The organism is Streptomyces wuyuanensis (genome assembly GCF_900103455.1).
Classification (GTDB): domain Bacteria; phylum Actinomycetota; class Actinomycetes; order Streptomycetales; family Streptomycetaceae; genus Streptomyces; species Streptomyces wuyuanensis.
The window spans coordinates 191,807-208,006 of the sequence record NZ_FNHI01000003.1; the positions used below are offsets into that span (position 1 = coordinate 191,807).

The 16,200-nt window shown below is 73.5% G+C and carries 17 protein-coding genes and 1 pseudogene; 7 read left to right on the forward strand and 11 right to left on the reverse strand.

All coding sequences use genetic code 11. The features are described from left to right. Nucleotides 1-11: 11 nt before the first annotated feature. Genes BLT82_RS06315 through BLT82_RS06330 form a run of 4 tightly spaced genes read right to left on the reverse strand, consistent with a single transcriptional unit; the run spans nt 12 to nt 2,941 of the window. Entirely contained in the window at nt 12-704 is a 693-nt protein-coding gene (locus BLT82_RS06315) for a GTP-binding protein (RefSeq protein WP_093652838.1), read from the reverse strand. Then, a complete protein-coding gene (locus tag BLT82_RS06320; RefSeq protein ID WP_093652839.1) occupies nt 682-1,044 on the reverse strand; it encodes a DUF742 domain-containing protein in 363 nt (120 codons plus the stop codon). The genes BLT82_RS06315 and BLT82_RS06320 overlap by 23 nt, the downstream gene beginning before the upstream one ends. Next, on the reverse strand, nt 1,041-1,487 hold the full coding sequence (locus BLT82_RS06325; protein ID WP_093652840.1) for a roadblock/LC7 domain-containing protein: 447 nt from the start codon (nt 1,485-1,487) through the stop codon (nt 1,041-1,043). The genes BLT82_RS06320 and BLT82_RS06325 overlap by 4 nt, the downstream gene beginning before the upstream one ends. Continuing rightward, complete coding sequence (locus BLT82_RS06330; protein WP_093652841.1) at nt 1,484-2,941, reverse strand: ATP-binding protein; 1,458 nt, start codon at nt 2,939-2,941, stop codon at nt 1,484-1,486. The genes BLT82_RS06325 and BLT82_RS06330 overlap by 4 nt, the downstream gene beginning before the upstream one ends. A gap of 260 nt (nt 2,942-3,201) precedes the next feature. On the opposite strand from BLT82_RS06330, the gene BLT82_RS06335 reads away from it, so the two are divergent. Together BLT82_RS06335 and secD are read left to right on the forward strand one after the other, a co-directional pair. Next, nucleotides 3,202-3,648 (forward strand): hypothetical protein, encoded by a 447-nt coding sequence (locus tag BLT82_RS06335; protein ID WP_093652842.1) that lies wholly within the window; start codon nt 3,202-3,204, stop codon nt 3,646-3,648. A 30-nt stretch (nt 3,649-3,678) separates the two neighbouring features. Further along, nucleotides 3,679-5,958 (forward strand): protein translocase subunit SecD, encoded by a 2,280-nt coding sequence (gene secD / locus BLT82_RS06340; protein WP_093652843.1) that lies wholly within the window; start codon nt 3,679-3,681, stop codon nt 5,956-5,958. 230 nt (nt 5,959-6,188) lie between these two features. On the opposite strand, the gene BLT82_RS06345 is transcribed toward secD, so the two are convergent. The 3 genes from BLT82_RS06345 to BLT82_RS06355 form a co-directional block, all read right to left on the reverse strand. After that, nucleotides 6,189-6,950: a sensor domain-containing protein gene (locus BLT82_RS06345; RefSeq protein ID WP_093652844.1), complete on the reverse strand. Its 762-nt coding sequence runs from the start codon at nt 6,948-6,950 to the stop codon at nt 6,189-6,191. Nucleotides 6,951-7,344: 394 nt separating this feature from the next. After that, on the reverse strand, nt 7,345-8,220 hold the full coding sequence (locus BLT82_RS06350) for a class II fructose-bisphosphate aldolase (RefSeq protein ID WP_093652845.1): 876 nt from the start codon (nt 8,218-8,220) through the stop codon (nt 7,345-7,347). 3 nt (nt 8,221-8,223) lie between these two features. After that, nucleotides 8,224-9,108, reverse strand: coding sequence for an SIS domain-containing protein (locus BLT82_RS06355; protein WP_093652846.1), 885 nt, complete (start codon nt 9,106-9,108; stop codon nt 8,224-8,226). A 129-nt stretch (nt 9,109-9,237) separates the two neighbouring features. Between BLT82_RS06355 and BLT82_RS06360 the strand changes: the two genes are divergently transcribed. Beyond that, a complete protein-coding gene (locus BLT82_RS06360) occupies nt 9,238-10,017 on the forward strand; it encodes a DeoR/GlpR family DNA-binding transcription regulator (protein ID WP_093652847.1) in 780 nt (259 codons plus the stop codon). Between the two features lie 165 nt (nt 10,018-10,182). After that, nucleotides 10,183-10,545, forward strand: a complete 363-nt coding sequence (locus BLT82_RS06365) for a DUF952 domain-containing protein (protein ID WP_093652848.1) — start codon at nt 10,183-10,185, stop codon at nt 10,543-10,545. A 27-nt stretch (nt 10,546-10,572) separates the two neighbouring features. Here the strand turns inward: BLT82_RS06365 and BLT82_RS06370 are convergent, their stop codons facing one another. Then, nucleotides 10,573-11,565, reverse strand: coding sequence for an MASE1 domain-containing protein (locus BLT82_RS06370; protein WP_093653004.1), 993 nt, complete (start codon nt 11,563-11,565; stop codon nt 10,573-10,575). An 89-nt stretch (nt 11,566-11,654) separates the two neighbouring features. Continuing rightward, a complete protein-coding gene (locus BLT82_RS06375; protein ID WP_093652849.1) occupies nt 11,655-12,512 on the reverse strand; it encodes a PP2C family protein-serine/threonine phosphatase in 858 nt (285 codons plus the stop codon). 144 nt (nt 12,513-12,656) lie between these two features. Between BLT82_RS06375 and BLT82_RS06380 the strand changes: the two genes are divergently transcribed. Next, nucleotides 12,657-13,082, forward strand: coding sequence for a nuclear transport factor 2 family protein (locus BLT82_RS06380; RefSeq protein ID WP_093652850.1), 426 nt, complete (start codon nt 12,657-12,659; stop codon nt 13,080-13,082). An 87-nt stretch (nt 13,083-13,169) separates the two neighbouring features. Here the strand turns inward: BLT82_RS06380 and BLT82_RS06385 are convergent. Further along, nucleotides 13,170-14,110 (reverse strand): annotated as a pseudogene (locus tag BLT82_RS06385) (helix-turn-helix transcriptional regulator). 497 nt (nt 14,111-14,607) lie between these two features. Between BLT82_RS06385 and BLT82_RS37795 the strand changes: the two are divergent. After that, nucleotides 14,608-14,880: an ATP-grasp domain-containing protein gene (locus BLT82_RS37795; RefSeq protein ID WP_244291859.1), complete on the forward strand. Its 273-nt coding sequence runs from the start codon at nt 14,608-14,610 to the stop codon at nt 14,878-14,880. Further along, a complete protein-coding gene (locus BLT82_RS06395; RefSeq protein ID WP_244291860.1) occupies nt 14,874-15,383 on the forward strand; it encodes an NAD-binding protein in 510 nt (169 codons plus the stop codon). The genes BLT82_RS37795 and BLT82_RS06395 overlap by 7 nt, the downstream gene beginning before the upstream one ends. Here the strand turns inward: BLT82_RS06395 and BLT82_RS06400 are convergent. After that, nucleotides 15,317-16,186: a YhjD/YihY/BrkB family envelope integrity protein gene (locus tag BLT82_RS06400; RefSeq protein ID WP_093652852.1), complete on the reverse strand. Its 870-nt coding sequence runs from the start codon at nt 16,184-16,186 to the stop codon at nt 15,317-15,319. The two genes, BLT82_RS06395 and BLT82_RS06400, sit on opposite strands and share 67 nt — an antisense overlap. Between the last annotated feature and the right edge of the window lie 14 nt (nt 16,187-16,200).

The window sequence follows — 16,200 nt, forward strand, 5'->3', positions numbered from 1 at the left end:
GGACCGAGTGGTCACGAGGATTCCGTGGCGGCGTGGACGAGATGGCGTACGAGGGCGATCAGGGCCAGCACCGAGGAGCGTGCGTCGCGGGCGTCGCAGCTGACCAGCGGGGTGCTGGGCAGCAGGTCGAGCGCGACGCGCAGATCGTCCTCGGAGTGCACCGGGCTGCCGGGGAACGCGTTGACGGCGACGGCGAACGGAAGGTCGAGGTCCTCGAGATTGCCGAGGGCGTCGAAGGAGGCTGCCGGATCCCGGGTGTCGACGAGGGCGAGAGCGCCGAGCGCGCCTTTGGCCAGATCCCGCCAGGCGGGGAGGAACCGCTGCTGCCCCGGAGTGCCGAACAGATAGAGCACCAGGTCGCCGTCGAGCGTGATCCGGCCGAAGTCGAGGGCGACGGTCGTGGTCGTCTTGGTGCGTCCGCCCCGGGTGTCGACGCGGGCCCCGGCGCGGGTCATCAGCGCTTCGGTGGAAAGCGGCCGGATCTCGGACACGGTTCCGATGAGCGTCGTCTTCCCGACTCCCAGCGGACCGACGACGAGGATCTTGGCGGCCCCCGCGACGCCCGGTGCGAGGTACTTCCCTCCGGGCTCCGCCACCGGGTACCGCTCCGGGGCACGGTCGGCCGCCGTTTCCCCGGGCAGCCGCGGATCCGGTGCCCCGGCGGCTCCCCCGGCCGGGGCCTCAGAGGCGGCTTTCGAGGCCATGGAGCACCTTTCTCAGCGTGGCCGCGTCGGCGCGCTCGGCGCGGGGCACGGGCGGACGGGACAGGATGAGCCCCCAGTCGAGGAGGTCGGCGAGCAGCACCTGCACCACCGACGGCGGCTGGCCCAGATGGGCCGCCACCTCGGCGACGGACAGCAGCCCCCGGCAGTGCGTGAGGATCATGCGGTACTCGGGCTGGAGGGTCTCCGGCGCGGCGGTGCCCGTGGCCGTCACCAGCGTCTCCCAGGACAGCGGCGCGCCACCGGCACCTGCGCGGCCGCCGGTGATCACGTACGGACGCACCGCACGCGTGGTGGTCCGCGTCTCCGGGTCGTCCGTCATGAGGAGGGACCCGCCGGATCCCGCGGCCCGGTGCTGAGACGGGTGCCGATCCTCGCCACCAGGACCTGCATCTGCTGGGCCACGAGACCGACGTCGGCGTCGGTGCCGGTGGCGACGGCGAGGTGGGCGCCGGCTCCGGCGTGGGTGAACAGCACGAAGCCGTGTTCCGACTCCAGCATCAGCTGGCGCACTCCGGCGCCACCGCCGAACAGCAGCGCGGCCGTGGACCGTCCGGTCATCGTCATCGCGGCGCACGCCGCGGCGAGCGATTCGGCCTCCGGCACGCCGAGCAGGGCGACGGGTCCGGTGAGGTCCTCGGCGGACGCGTGCCCCAGCCGGAACCCGTCCTCGGAGACCACGACGGCGTGCCGCACTCCGGGGACGTCGGTCAGCGGCCGCAGCATCCATCCGAGGTCGGGCAACCTGGTCACGGATCCGGTCACTGTCGGCCTCCCTCGTGGTCGGTCCCGTCGGGGTTCGGCGCGCCGTTCCCGAGGGCGGCGCGGCCCCGGCGTGTTCCGGAGACCACGCCGGAGATCGAGGCACGGGCCGCCTCCGGGGACCAGCTGGCGCCCGGGTCCGGAGGCGAGGGCGCGCCGTGGCTCTGTTCGGGGCCGGGTTCGCGGCCGCCGCGCCGGCTGCGGCGGCGCGGGAGGGTGCCGGGCGCGGGCGCGTCGCCGCCGGCGGCGCCACCGGGTGCCGTGGAGCCGGGTACTGCGGAGCCGGGCGCCGTCATTCCGGAGGCGGGGCCGGTGCCGGCCGTCCCCCGGACCGCCGGGTCGGGGTCGTCCGGCAGGGGGTGCGGCTCGCCCTCCCCGGTGGCGGGCCGCGACGGCTCGTGCCCCGGGGCCCGCGGATCCACCGTCGGCTCGTGGCGGGGCGAAGCGGGGTGGGACAGCGGCTCGGTCAGCAGCCGGTGGGGTACGAACGTCACGGCGCGGGTTCCGCCGTACGCGGACGCGGACGTCAGCTCCACGCTGAACCCCAGCTCGCGGCCCCAGCGGCCGGCGCAGGCGAGTCCGAGACGCGGCACCGCACCGAGCCGGGCCAGGTCCGGGTCGTCTCGGAGCTGGGCCGTGGCCTGGGTCAGGACGTCCGGCGGCATGCCGAGACCGGCGTCGTCGATCTCGACGACCGCTCCCGCGGCCACCTCCCGGACGGTGACGACGACCTGGGTGCCGGACGGGGAGAAGACCGTCGCGTTCTCGAGGAGTTCGGCGATGGCGTGCATCAGCCCCTCCACGGCCGGCGGGACGACGTGAAGGGTCTGACCGCCGTGCACCTCGACCCTGCCGAACTCCACGATGCGCGACTGGGCTCCGCGCACGCAGTCGTAGAGGGACACGGGCCGGCTCTCCCGCCGCGCGGGCCAGACGCCGCACATCACGAGCAGGGTCTGCGCCTTGCGGGTCATCTGGGCGGCCGCGTGGTCGGCCTTCATCACCTCGGCCATCAGCCGGGGGTCGTCGATGGAGCGTTCCACGTGGTCCAGCACCTGCTGCTGCACGGTCGCCATGGCGTGCACGGTGCGGGCGACGGATTCGAAGGCGGACTGCACGGAGTCCCGCAGGGCCCGCTCCCTGCGCACGGCCTCGTCGGAGCCGAGAGCCGTGACGACGGCCGCCAGGGCCCTGGCGAAATCGGCGCCCGTCTCGACGTCCGAGCCGACGGGGCCCGGTACGCCGTCCAGGAGACGGCCGCCCCGCGTCCGTTCCGCGATGGCCGGGGCTCGGACGGCGGCCAGGTGGACGATCTCGGCCTCACGCGCGGCCGCGAGGCCTTCCGCCCGCACTCGCGCGTGCTGCTCTTCCCGCAGCCTGCGGCGCAGGGACAACGCCCACGTCAGCAGCGCCAGGGCGGCGACCCCGCCGCCCCCCGCGATCAGCAGCCCGACCATGACACGACGCTTCCGGATAACGCGACCACGCCAGAACGAGTCCCTTCCAGACCGCATACGGGCTCCCCCGTCGATCGGAGGCATCCAGATCCTACGGTCAACCAGCCAATGTTCGAACGCCAGTTGTGCAACTCCCGTCACTTTCCGCCAACGCGGGTGCGGGGGTTTCGATGGCTTTCGGTGGCGGTTTGTCGCATAGTGTGAGCTCGGTCCCGCCTCGCCGCCGCGAGCGCGGGGAAGCGGGTCGGAGGGGGCCGTTCATGCGTACGCAGCGTGTACCGGCCGTCCTCGTCGCCGCGCTCCTCACCCTGCTCGGGCTCCTCGGCGGTGTGCCCACGCCTGCGCCGTCAATCGCCGCCGGTGCCGCGGCGCCCACATCCGCGTCCGCACCGGACGCGGCCGCCGCGTCCCGGCACCAGGCGCGCGCCGTGCGCTCCGACGGCGTACGGAACCGGCACGACGGACCACGGCGCACGACCGCCGAGGACGCGCACGGCGCGCGCCCGCTGCTGCTCCCTCCGACGCCCGGCGCCCCCCTGTCCGACGCGCCCGTGTCGGGGCCCGCCGCCCACGGCACGGTCCGGGCGGCCGGTGTACGCGAAGCGGTGCGGGCATCGGCCCGTGCCGAGCTGCCCGATGTGCGCGGCCCTCCGGGGACGGCCGGTCACCGGTCCCGTCCCACATCACCGCCGGCGCGTCCCTCCTGAGGGCGCCCGGCGCCCTCACGGAGGAAACCCATGACTCGCACCACCGTGGTGCGGGCAGTTCTGGCTGCGCTCGTACTGCTCGCATCCGTTTTCATCGCTCTCACCCAGTCCCCCAGACTCGGTCTGGATCTCCAGGGCGGCACCCGCATGGTGCTGGAGGCCCGCGACACTCCCGCCGCGAAGGCGGACGGCGACACCACCGACCGCACCATCGAGGTGCTGCGGCAGCGCATCGACGCGCTGGGGGTCGCGGAGCCGACCCTGACCCGCTCGGGCGAGAACCGCATCGTCGTGGAGCTGCCGGACGTCCAGGACCCGCGCCGTGCGGCCGAGGTCCTCGGCCGCACGGCGCAACTCACCTTCCACCCCGTCGAGGCACCGCCCGAAGAGGGTGAGAGCGGGCGGCGCGTGCTGCCCGACGAACAGGGCAGGCGGGTGGCGCTCGGCGCCGCCGCCCTGTCCGGAGCCGGGGTGAAGGACGCCGTGGCCCGGTTCGACGCCCAGCAGGGTTCGGGCTGGCACGTGGCCATGGACTTCCAGGGGGGCGCGGCACGCGACTGGGCCGCATTGACCGGGCGGGCCGCCTGCCATCCGGTGCAGGACGACCGCCGCCGGGTCGCGATCGTGCTCGACGACAAGGTGATCTCGTCACCGCAGGTGGACCCGGCGGTCGGCTGCCGCTCCGGGATCGCCTCGGGGTCCACGCAGATCACCGGTGCGTTCGACGCGGCGGAGGCCAAGGAGCTCGCCCTGCTCATCAAGGGCGGCGCGCTGCCCGTGCCGGTCGAGACCGTCGAGCAGCGGACCGTGGGCCCGACGCTCGGTGCGGCGGCGATCAGCGCGAGCGCCCAGGCCTCCGTGATCGGGGCGTCCCTCACGGCGCTGTTCATCACGTTCGCCTACCGGCTCTTCGGCGCGCTGGCCGCCGTCGCGCTGGGCGCGTACGGAGTGATCTCGTACGCCGTGCTGGTGGCGCTCGGCGTCACGCTGACGCTTCCCGGACTGGCCGGATTCGTACTCGCGATCGGAATGGCCGTGGACGCGAACGTGCTCGTCTTCGAACGGGCGAGGGAGGAGTGTGCGAGCCGGACGCGCCGGTCGCTGCGCGGCGCGATGTCCGCGGCCTACCGCAAGGCGTGGACGGCCGTGGCCGATTCCAACGCGACGACCCTGCTCGCGGCGGGACTGCTGTTCCTGCTCGGCTCGGGTCCGGTGAAGGGCTTCGGGGTGACGCTGGCGATCGGCGTCGTCGTGTCCATGTTCTCGGCACTGGTCGTCGCGCGGGCACTGACCGACGTCGCCGCGCGGTTCCCGTTCGTCGACGGTTTCCGGAACGTCAGCGGTGTGGGCCGGCCGGGCCGGGTCCGGACGTACCTGACCCGCCGCGGCCCGCGGCTGATGCGTGCGCCCCGGCGCTGGCTCGTGGTGTCGGCCGTGCTGGTCGCCGTGGCCGTCACCGGCATCCTGGTACGCGGACTGAACCTGGGCGTCGAGTTCACCGGCGGCCGGCTGGTCGAGTACGCCACGGGCCGGACGGTGAGCGTCGACACGGCCAGGTCGGCGGTGGCCGAGGCGGGCTTCCCCGATGCCGAGGTCACCACGGCCGACGGCGAGGACATCTCCGTGCGGGGCGCGGGCATCGACGACGAGGGGGCCGCCGCCATCCGCGGTGCCCTCACCGAGCACGGCGGGGACACCGTGACGAAGGTCCGCGACGAGCTGATCGGTCCCAGCATGGGCGAGGAACTGCGGCGCAACGCGCTGATCGCCCTGGGCATCGCCGTGGTCGCGCAGTTGGTCTATCTGGCGGCGCGGTTCCGCTGGACGTTCGCGCTGGGCTGTGTGGGGGCGCTCGTGCACGACGTCGTGATCGTGGTCGGCGCGTTCGCCTGGCTGGGGCGGCCGGTGGACGGCATCTTCCTCGCGGCGCTGCTCACGGTCATCGGCTACTCGGTCAACGACTCGGTCGTCGTGTTCGACCGGGTCAGGGAGCTGTGGCGGAAGAATCCGCACGGCGCGCTGACGGCCCTCGCGGACACGGCCGTCCTGCAGACGGTGCCGCGCACGGTCAACACGGGCGCGGGGGCGCTGTTCATCCTCGCCGCCCTGGCCGTGCTCGGCGGCGATTCCCTCGCGGACTTCTCGATCGCCCTGCTCATCGGCGTGTGCGTGGGGACGTACTCCTCGGTGCTCACCGCCGTCCCCGTGGCGCTGCTCCTCGAGGCCCGGCGTCCCGCGCCCTCCCCCGCGGGCCGCCCGCGCGCCTCGTCGTCCCGGCGTGCTCAGCACGACAACGGCGCCCGGGTCTGACGGGGAAGGCGGCCGAGACGGCGGTCCCGACCGGCTGACCCGGGCGCGGCACGGCGATCGGGACCCGGACGGGCCGAGCCGGACATGGAAAGGCGGTTCGGCCCGCAGACCCGGAGGCGGAACGGCCCGCCGGGCGGTGTGCGCCGCCCGGCGGGCCGGCGGTCCCTGGGACGGGGGGGGAGCCGCACACGGGGCCCGCCGGCCCCGGCGGGACAGCGGCCGCGCGCCGGTCAGGACCTGCCGGCCGACTCGATCGCCTTCGCCAGCTTGGCGGTCTGACGGCCGTGCAGGTCCTCCGGCAGGTCCGTCTTCTTCGGGTCGAGGAGGTTGAGCGTGAAGAACACCGCCACGTTGCGCCCCTGCCGGACGGCCGTGACCAGCATGGGCATCGAGGAGCCCTGGGCGGTGCCGGTCATCCGCCAGGACACCGCCTCGTCGCCGCCCTCGGGCGCCTTCTCCTCCTTCACGGCCACGTACTTCACCGTGGAACCGCCGCTGTTCCCCGCCGTGGTGAAGCCGGCGCCGCAGGTGGCGAGGGCCTTGCGGACGTCCGTGAAGGTGCGTCGCGCGTCGTCGCCCTCGTAGGAGAAGAGGCTGACCGTCGTGGTGAGGCCGGGCGTGTCCGTGGAGACGAAGGAGCGGCCGGCGAAGTCGACGGCTTCCGGCGTCCGGGCGGTACCCGACGCGGTCATGTCCGCGAGGGGCCGGCACTCCTCCCGGTCGGACTTGGGCCGCACGTTCGGCGGGCTGATCTCCTGAGCCTGGTAGGACCGCAGCTCGGAGTCGGTCACGAGGGCCTTCCTGATCGTGTCGCCGCGGAGCACGGCCATGCCGGCGCCCGCCTTCTCCGGTCCGGCGAGCGGTTTGCCGGTCGGGGAGGACGAGCCCTGCTTGTCACCGGAGGTGCAGCCGGTCAGCAGCGCGGCCGCCGTGGCGCCGGCGAGCGCCAGCGCGGCACCCCGCCGGAGGGCCGGAGGTGTGATGAGGGGCATGGGAATCCTGTCGGTTCGGTTCGGCGGCGGGCGGCTCCGCGGTTCCCGTAGCGCCGGGCGTCCGTTCCATCAAGCCCACTCCGCCGCCCGCGGAGGACGGGTGGCGAGGAAAGTGTGTCCCGGATCACTCCGTGAAGCCGGGAGGGTCCGGGCGCGGTTGGGCCGTTCCGGTGGCCGTGCGCACCGGATTTCACCGGACCCGCCGTACGACGCGCAGCAGGTGTTCCTTGCGGTCGGGCGCACTGTCGTCGGTGCGCGGCCGGGGTCGGGGACGGCAGGACACGGCTCCGCCGCGGGTGGCGGCCGCCGGACCGCCCCTTCGCCGTCCGTCGTCGCCAAGCGCGGCGGACGGCGAAGGGGCGGGCGAACACCGGCCTTCGGGGCCGGGCATCCCCTATGCGACGGGGACCGGTTCCCCCGCGTCTCGCAGGACGCCGATCAGCGCGGTGACGGTCTCGGCCATCGCGCGGCGGCCGACCGACAGGTACTTCCGCGAGTCCACGGCGTCGGCGTTCGCGGCCAGGTAGTCCCGGATGGCGGAGGTCATGGCGAGGTTCAGGGCGGTGCCGATGTTGACCTTGGCGATGCCGCCGGAGACCGCTGCCGCCAGTTCCCCGTCCGGTACGCCGGAGGAGCCGTGCAGCACGAGCGGCACCCCCAGGGTCCCGGCGAGCCGGGCCAGGAGTTCGTGGTCGAGCGAAGCGGTGCGGGCGGTCATGGCGTGCGCGCTGCCGATGGCGACGGCGAGCGCGTCGACACCGCTCCCCTCGACGAACGCTCGTGCCTCTTCGGGATCGGTGCGGGCCCCCGGCGCGTGGGCGTCCAGCGGCGGGGCGCCCTCCTTGCCGCCGACCTCCCCCAGCTCGGCCTCGATCCAGAGGCCGTTGGCGTGCGCCCACTCGGCCGCGGACCGGGTCGCGGCGAGGTTCTCCGCGTACGGCCGATGCGCGGCGTCGTACATCACGGAGCTGAACCCCGCGTCGGCGGCCTGGCGGAGCAGCTGGTCGCTCTTGACGTGGTCCAGGTGGAGGGCGACGGGCACGCCGGCCTCCGCCGCCGCCTCCGCCGCGGCCCGGGCGAGCGGACGGACCCGGCCGTAGCGGTACTTCACCGCGTTCTCGCTGATCTGGAGGACGACCGGGGAGCCGGCGTTCTCCGCTCCGGCGATGACGGCTTCGGCGTGCTCCAGCGTGATGATGTTGAAAGCGGCGACGGCGCGGCCTTCCGCGGCGGCCGCGGCGACCAGCGTTCCGGTTTCGGCGAGCGGCATGGGTCAGGCTCCGGAGAGGATGACGGAACGGGTGAGGTGGCGGGGGCTGTCCGGGTCCAGGCCCCGTGACTCGGCCACGGCGACCGCGAGCCGCTGGGCGCGGACCAGTTCGGCGAGCGGGTCGAGGCCGCCGGCGACCCACATCCCACCGGTGGCGTGGACCTCGTCGGCGAGCCCGGGGGGCGCCTCGCCGATCATCCAGGTGGCGGTGCCGCGGGTGGTGACGCTGATGGGGCCGTGCCGGTACTCCATGGCCGGGTACGCCTCGGCCCAGGACGCCGACGCCTCGCGCACCTTGAGCGCGGCCTCGTTGGCGAGGCCGACGGTCCAGCCGCGGCCGAGGAAGGTGAACTGCGTACAGCCCGTGAGCCATTCGGGCAGCGGTTCGGCGAGCGCGTCCCTGCAGTCGCCGACGACGGAGTCCGTGTGCAGTCCGGCGCCGGCCCGCAGCAGGGTGAGGGCGGTGGTCGCGAAACGCGTCTGGACCACGGACTTCTCGTCGGCGAAGTCGAGGACGACGGTCTCGTCGGCGGCGGTCATGACGGGCGTGGCGGGGTCGGCGGTGATCGCGGTGGTACGGGTGCGTCCGCGCAGCCAGGCGAGGAGTTCGAGCACCTCGGTGGTGGTGCCCGAACGGGTGAGGGCGACCACCCGGTCGTAGGTGCGGCCGGCGGGGAACTCGGAGGCGGCGAAGGCGTCCGACTCCCCCTGCCCCGCGTTCTCGCGCAGGGCCGCGGCCGCCTGGCTCATGAACAGGGAGGTTCCGCAGCCGACGAACGCCACCCGCTCGCCGGGGGCCGGGAGCGCCCCGCCCTGCGTCGGGGCGAGCTCCGCCGCCCGGTTCCAGCACTCCGGCTGGCTCGCCATCTCCTGTGCGACATGGCTCATATGCGTGCTCCACCCTTCGAGTGTGTGCGTGTTTTTGCAAGATAGCGCGAGATTTCAAGCATCTTCAAGCATCTCGACGGGGCCGACGTGCGCTAGGGTCGCCACGGACGACGAGGAAGGGAGCGGTGGATGTCGCGCGACGCCCGCTGGAAGGCGCTGCTGGAACTGCTGGTGGAGCAGGGCCGGCTGGACGTCGAGGAGGCGGCGACGGCACTCGACGTCTCGGCCGCGACGATCCGGCGCGATTTCGACCAGCTGGCCGAGCAGCAGATGCTCGTCCGCACGCGCGGCGGCGCCGTCGTGCACGGCGTGTCGTACGAACTCCCGCTGCGCTACAAGGCGTCGCGGCACGCGGCGGAGAAGCAGCGCATCAGCGCCGCCGTCGCCGAGCTGATCTCGCCCGGCGAAGTGGTCGGCTTCACCGGCGGCACCACGACCACGGAGGTCGCCCGGGCCCTCGCCGCCCGGCCCGATCTCGCCACGGGCACACCCGCGCTGACGATCGTCACCAATGCCCTCAACATCGCCAACGAGCTGGCGATCAGGCCCCAGTTCAAGATCGTGGTCACGGGCGGTGTCGCCCGTCCGCAGTCGTTCGAGCTGATCGGCCCCCTGGCCGACGGGGTGCTCGGCCAGATCACCATGGACGTAGCGGTCCTCGGTGTGAACGCGTTCGACGTGGTGCACGGCGCCGCGGCGCACGACGAGGACGAGGCCGCCATCAACCGGCTGCTGTGCGAGCGGGCCCAGCGGGTGGTCGTCGCGGCCGACTCCACCAAGCTGGGCACGCGGGCCTTCGCCCGCATCTGTGCGACGGCACAGGTGGACACCCTGGTCACCGACTCCGCCGTGTCCGACGGGACGGCCGCGGCGTTCACGGAGGCCGGGGTGACCGTGGTCCGGGCCTGAGCCCCGGCCCGGGTCACCGACGGCGTCCGGTCCCCGGAGGCCGGACGGGCAGCAAGTGCCGACCGCGTCCCGAGGCCCGTCCGGGCGCCCGCCTCGTCCGGGCAGTGAGCCCCGCCCGGCCCCCGATCGCCCGTTGCCCGCGCCCTGCGGCGCTATAACTGACGCATGATCATGCATGTGGCTCCGCTCGACGACTGGCTCGCCGTCCCGGAACGGCCGTTCGCGCCCGCGTCCCTCTCCTCGGAGGGCTTCGTCCACTGCTCGCCCGACGAGGCCACCACGCTCGCGGTCGTGAACGCCTTCTACCGCGGTGTGCCCGGACCGCTGATGGCCCTGCTCATCGACGAGACGAAGCTGCTCGCGCCGGTCCGACTCGAGCCCGCGGACCCGGTCCCGCCGCCCGGGGTCGCCGCCGGCACTCTGTTCCCGCACGTCTACGGTCCGATCGACCGCTCTGCGGTCGAGGGCATGTTGGAGATCCAGCGCGACGAGACGGGCCGGGCGGTGGGCTTCGCTCCATGGGCCTGAGCCGCGGTGGGCTGCCACGGGACGCCGTCAGACGTCCGTGTCCTGCGGTGGCGGCCAGCGGCGGGCCGCGCCGCTGCCCGGGACCAACCGGTCCACCACCTCGGCGAGTTCACTGCACGCCAGCTCGATCTTGCGGCGGACCGTGATCTGCTCGCTGACGACCGCGGAGAGGAGCAGACCGGTGAGCGCCGCCGATCCGTTGAGGGCCTGGAGGACGCTCATCACGGCGAGCATCCCGTGGCCGCCGAAGGGCCCGAGCCCTTCGGTCGCGGCCGAGATGGCCAGGACCGACACGATCAGCACGCACGGCGCGGCCCCGAACAGCTGGAACCGCAACGCGGCCCACATCAGCAGCGGGAAGACGAGGAACAGCAGCGAGAGGGGCGTGCGGGTGACGGCGTACGCGACGACCGCGACACTCACCACCAGGCACACGGCCTCGGCCCAGCGCCCCGGGGACATGTCGCCGGGCCACCGGACCGTCCGGCAGACGAGCAGCAGCGGGGTGATCACCAGCACGCCCATGGCGTCGCCGGCCCACCACGCCGACCAGATCGGCCAGAACCCTTCGGCCGGGATCTGACCGGAGACCAGCAGCACCCCGGCCCCCACCGTCGCACTGATCAACATGCCGGCCAGCGCGCCCAGGAACACCAGGGCCAGCCCGTCCCGAAGGCGGTCCAGCTCGGAACGGAACCCGACCCGCCGCAGCATCAGATAGGCGCAGACGGGAGCGAGACTGTTGCCCGCCAGGATGCCCACGGAGTGTGCGCGGAACGGGCTGATGGCCAGGATGACGAGGAGGGTGCCGAGGGCGATGCCCGGCCAGATCCGCAGACCGAACCACAGCAGGCAGGTCAGGGCGATGCCCGTGGGCGGCCAGAGCGGTGTGACGATCGCGCCTTCCACGACGACCTGCAGCGTGAGTCCGATGAGGCCCGCCGCGTAGTAGGCGACGGCGACGCCGAGCATCAGGAGGACTACCGCGCCGAGACGGCGGAGGAGCTGGTTACGGGCCACGTCAGCCATCACACAACGCCGCCCGCGCCTGGGCGTGCCGTGACACGCGCCGACGGGCCCGTCGTGTCGGACGGACGGGGCCGGCCGGATCAGGCGGACGGCGGGGCCGGTCGCAGTCTGTTCGCCGCGGCGTCGTGGCGCAGCACGAGCACCGCGGCGTCGTCGGTGTGGCCGGTGAACTCGGCCGCCTTCATCACCTCGGCTGCCATGTCGTCGGCACTGACCGCCGCCGCTGCGCCGGCCCCGACGACCCGGGTCACCCTCGCGAGTCCGGTCTCGATCGGCACGGCGGGGCCCTCGATCACTCCGTCCGTCAGCAGGACGACGGACCCGCCCTCGGTGAGGCTGCGCCGGGTCACCGGGTACACCTCGCCCGGTTCGATGCCCAGCGGGAGGCCCCCGGGGTCCTGCATCGGCTCACAGCGGCCGTCCGCCGTGGCCCGGACCCCGGGGACATGGCCGGCACGGGCACTCTCCAGCACCCACTCCAAGGGGTCGAAGCGGAGGAAAGTGCAGGTGGCGAACAGATCGCGGGCCACGGAGACCAGCAGGTCGTTCGCCCGGGCGAGGACCTCGCCCGGATCGGTGGCCGCCAGGGCGACGGCCCGCAGTCCTATCCGGATCTGCCCCATGAAGGCGGCGGCCTCGACGTCATGGCCCTGGACGTCTCCTATCGAGAACCCGAGCGAGCCGTCGGCCATCACGAAGCCGTCGTACCAGTCGCCGCCGATGTCGAGCCCGTCACGGGCCGGCGTGTAGCGCGCGGCGGTCTGGAGCCCCGGCAGGGACGGCAGGGTTTCGGGCAGCATCTCGCGCTGGAGGGCTTCCGCCAGGTCCACACGGGCGCGCTGACGCTCCGCCCCCTGCCGTGCCTTCGCGGTGAGGAGCCCGAGCGTCGCCAAGAGGTCGTCGGCACTCGCCGATCGCGGAGGTCGACGCCGCGTCATGGACCTCTCCGGAGCATCTGTTCCTACGGAATCCGTCGTTCATATTACGTGCGGCATCACCGGACCGCTTGATGAAAAGCCCTTCCGTCAAGAAGATGACTACTCACATTGTTGACTAGGATTGCTCGACGAAGGGATACCCCCATGGAGACCGCCGACCGTTTCCGCGCCGCCGTGGAGAAGCGCGACCTGACCGCGCTGGAAGACCTGTTCACGGAGGACGTCCGCTTCTACAGCCCCGTGAAGTTCACCCCCTTTGAAGGGCGGCCGATGGTCCTGGGGCTGTTCGGCGTGCTGCTGCGCACGTTCGAGGACTTCCGTTACGTCGGCAGGTTCGACGGCACCGCCGAGACGAGCACGGACGGCAGCGAGGCGCCCTCGGAGATCCTGCTCTTCAGGGCGACGGTGGGCGGCAAGGAGATCCACGGCATCGATCTGCTCCACTTCGACGAGTCCGGCCGCATCAAGGAGTTCACGGTGATGGTCCGCCCGCAGTCGGCCCTTCGGACCCTGAGCGAGGCCGTGCTCGCCGGCCTCGTCGCCGACGGTCTCGTCCCCGAACCGTCGTAGCGGCCCCGCCCCGGGATGTCCCGCCCCGCCTTCCGGGCGGACCGCGCCGACTCCCGGGGCCGGCCCGCATCGCCGAGGGCCGGCGCCTCAGGACTCCACCGCCGCCGTGAAGCGCGCCGCCACCGCAGCCACCGCCGCACGGAGCTCCGGCCCGCCCTCGACGCGGAAGCCGAAGGGCATCCTCGCCAGCCAGTCCTGCGCGTACATCGCCGGAGCGCTCGTGGTGCCGACCAGCACGCACCCGTCGCCCGACGCCTCCAGCCGTCCCATCGGGGGTCTGACCCACCGCGCCACCTCGGACAGGGGGGCGTCGAACCTCACGCGGGTGGAGTACTCCCAGCCCAGACCCAGATTCTCCCCTCCAGCGCCGCCACCGGGTCGAGGCCGTCGGGCGGATCGAATGCGCGGGTCGTCTGGTGGACCGAACCGATCCTGTCGACCCGGTACGTACGGACCGCGTCCGCACGATGCGAACGGCACAGGAGGTACCAGCGTCCCTGGCGGAGGACCACCGCCCAGGGGTCCACCTCGCCCTCCGACTCGGCACCCGACTCGCTCCGGTACGCCACCCGCACGCTCCGTCGGCCCGCGGACGCCGCGACCAGTGCGCCGGTGATGGCCGGATCAGGCCGAACCGACTGCGGGTCGGGCGCAGCCGACGCATGGTCGCGCAGCGTCGCCGCCTGTCGGCCGATCCGCTCCGGCAGTGCTCGGACGACCTTGCCCAGCGCACTCGCCACGAGTTCGTCGGCGTCGTCGAGCGCCGCCATGACCAGACCCAGTGCCTCCTCTTCGGTGAAGACGACCGGCGGCAGCCTCGTCCCCCGTCCCAGCCGGTACCCGCCGTACGGCCCTCGGCTCGACTCCACCGGGATGCCCGCCTCCCGGAGGATCCCCACGTACCGGCGCGCGGCCCGCTCCGTGACACCCAGCGAGGCGGCCAGCTCGTCCGCGGTCGCGCCGGGCCGGGTCCGCAGGATTTCCAGCGTGCGCAGAGCCCGTGCGGTGGGGCTGAGATCGGTCGGCACACCGGCAGACTTGGGGATCGCTCTGAAACCGGAAGTGGATTGTCCGGAACCCGCCGTAGCGTGATGCGCGATCCGATCGGAGCCCCGCGGTGATGGGGCGTTTCGCTGTCGGTACCCCGGCTCGACGGGCTGCCGGCGCGCGGCCGCCGCGTCACGAAGCCGCCCCCGTCGGGGGCTTCCCGTCCGCCGCGGACGCAGACCGCGGTGGACGAGTGCCGGTCGGTCGCCCGGTCGTGTTCGGCGCGCCACGGAGTGCCGTGAGTACGCGCCAGGAGAGACGTGGGAAGGAGAGCCACCGTGTCCATCGATGCCGTGCCCACCGGCCGCCGGTCCTCGGCGGTCGTGTCCGGACCCCCTCGCGTCCTGATCGTCGGCGGCGGGCAGGAGCACGTACGCAAGGCCCGTGAGCTCGGCATGGACGTCGTTCTCGCCCAGTCATCGACCGGCTCCTGCCGCTGGCCCGGGCGTTGCACGAGGCGTACCCGTTCCGGGCCGCCGTGTCGCTGTTCGAGCTGGGACTGCTGCCGGCGGCGCGGATCAACGAGGAGCTCGGCCTCGCGGGCGAGTCCGTCGCCACCGTGGAACTGCTGCTGGACAAGTGGCGGATGCGCCGGCACCTGGCCACGAAGGGCACCAGCCCGGTGGCCTCCGCAGTCGGCCGTTCCGCCCTGGACGTGCGGGAGTTCGTCGCTGCGCACGGGCTCCCGGTCGTCGTCAAGCCGATCCGTGAATCGGGCAGCCTGGGCGTGTTCTGCGTCCGCGAGTGCTGAACAGCTGGGTCGGCGAGCTCGACCACGCCACGGGCGAGGCGATCGGCCTGGCCCGCGCACTGGACGTCGACCCGGGCCTCCTCCTCGACGCCGTGTCAGGAGGGCCCCTGGACAACGGCTATCTGCGCGCCAAGTCGGCGGCCATCCTCGACGGCGACTTCACACCCAGTTTCACGGTCGCCAACGCGCTCGAGGACGCCCGCCTCATCGTCGAGGCCGCCGGGCGCGCCGGGCTCCGGCTGGATCTCGCGGAGGCCGGAGCGGCACGTCTGGAACGGGCCGAGCGCGGCGGACGCGGCGAGGACGACATGGCGGCCTCGTACTTCGCGTCGTTCGAGGGAGGCGAGGAGGGGGCCGGGGCGGCCGCGGGCGGGGCTGAGGGCCGGCGCGGCGAGGCCGGGGCCCTGGCCGGGGGCCGAAGCGTGCGGGCCCGCGGTCAGCCGGGCCACGGCGGCGCGGGTTCCCGGGCCGTCATTCTGCGACGCACCAGGCGCTCGTGGTAGAGCCGCCCGACGAGCGCCCCTCCGTACACCACGAACCCGACGCCGACCAGCCAGGACTGCACCACCAGCACCGTGCCGATCGGCCCGTACGTCACGGCGTTCGAGGCGATCAGCGGTGAGAACACGAACTGCGAGAACACCCGCAGCCCGAGCAGTCCGAGCGCCGTCGCGGCGGCCCCCGGGGCCAGTGCCCGCCAGCGCAGCCGGCCGCAGAGCAGCAGCCGCTGCGACCACCAGAAGAACAGGAAGGTGCCGATCAGGTCGGCCGCCGGGATCAGCGCCTGCACCACGATGGACGCGCGGGGCGGGGTGGGCGTGTTGACGAACAGAAGCAGCGCCGCGACCAGCACCGCCAGCCAGACGACGTGCCGCCACATCGTGTGCCATCGCGCGGTCGGCAGGTCCCACACCCGTTCGTAGCCCGTCTGCACCACCGAGCCGAACGTCACGCCGAACGCCGCCAGCGCCGCCAGACCGAGCGCCGTGGTCCGCTGCAGCGCCTCCCCCGGCCGGCCGAAGAGCTCCTCGACCTCCTCCTGCGAAACCTCCGAGACCCCGAGGCCCTGGACCAGCCACCTGGCGAAGCCCTGCCCGCTCGCCGGGTCGGCCGCCGCGACGACCACCAGCAGCGGCACGATCGTCAGGAAGCACAGCGCCGCGAAGCCCATGGCGCGGTGCAGCAGCTCCATCTCGCGTCCGCGGTTCCAGGCGAGACCGACCACCGAGGTCCGCACCCGCAGGTGGAGCCGCGCGAACCAGTGGCCGGCCCGGCCGTCGTCCGGCTCGCCGAATCTGAAGGGCATGTGGCGTCGCTACC

What these genes read in the sequence shown, in the direction of transcription:
- BLT82_RS06315 (WP_093652838.1), bottom strand. Translation starts at nt 704, where the DNA reads ATGGCCTCGAAAGCCGCCTCTGAGGCCCCGGCCGGGGGAGCCGCCGGG.
- BLT82_RS06320 (WP_093652839.1), bottom strand. Translation starts at nt 1,044, where the DNA reads ATGACGGACGACCCGGAGACGCGGACCACCACGCGTGCGGTGCGTCCG.
- BLT82_RS06330 (WP_093652841.1), bottom strand. Translation starts at nt 2,941, where the DNA reads ATGGTCGGGCTGCTGATCGCGGGGGGCGGCGGGGTCGCCGCCCTGGCG.
- BLT82_RS06335 (WP_093652842.1), top strand. Translation starts at nt 3,202, where the DNA reads ATGCGTACGCAGCGTGTACCGGCCGTCCTCGTCGCCGCGCTCCTCACC.
- secD (WP_093652843.1), top strand. Translation starts at nt 3,679, where the DNA reads ATGACTCGCACCACCGTGGTGCGGGCAGTTCTGGCTGCGCTCGTACTG.
- BLT82_RS06345 (WP_093652844.1), bottom strand. Translation starts at nt 6,950, where the DNA reads ATGCCCCTCATCACACCTCCGGCCCTCCGGCGGGGTGCCGCGCTGGCG.
- BLT82_RS06350 (WP_093652845.1), bottom strand. Translation starts at nt 8,220, where the DNA reads ATGCCGCTCGCCGAAACCGGAACGCTGGTCGCCGCGGCCGCCGCGGAA.
- BLT82_RS06355 (WP_093652846.1), bottom strand. Translation starts at nt 9,108, where the DNA reads ATGAGCCATGTCGCACAGGAGATGGCGAGCCAGCCGGAGTGCTGGAAC.
- BLT82_RS06360 (WP_093652847.1), top strand. Translation starts at nt 9,238, where the DNA reads ATGTCGCGCGACGCCCGCTGGAAGGCGCTGCTGGAACTGCTGGTGGAG.
- BLT82_RS06365 (WP_093652848.1), top strand. Translation starts at nt 10,183, where the DNA reads ATGATCATGCATGTGGCTCCGCTCGACGACTGGCTCGCCGTCCCGGAA.
- BLT82_RS06375 (WP_093652849.1), bottom strand. Translation starts at nt 12,512, where the DNA reads ATGACGCGGCGTCGACCTCCGCGATCGGCGAGTGCCGACGACCTCTTG.
- BLT82_RS06380 (WP_093652850.1), top strand. Translation starts at nt 12,657, where the DNA reads ATGGAGACCGCCGACCGTTTCCGCGCCGCCGTGGAGAAGCGCGACCTG.
- BLT82_RS06400 (WP_093652852.1), bottom strand. Translation starts at nt 16,186, where the DNA reads ATGCCCTTCAGATTCGGCGAGCCGGACGACGGCCGGGCCGGCCACTGG.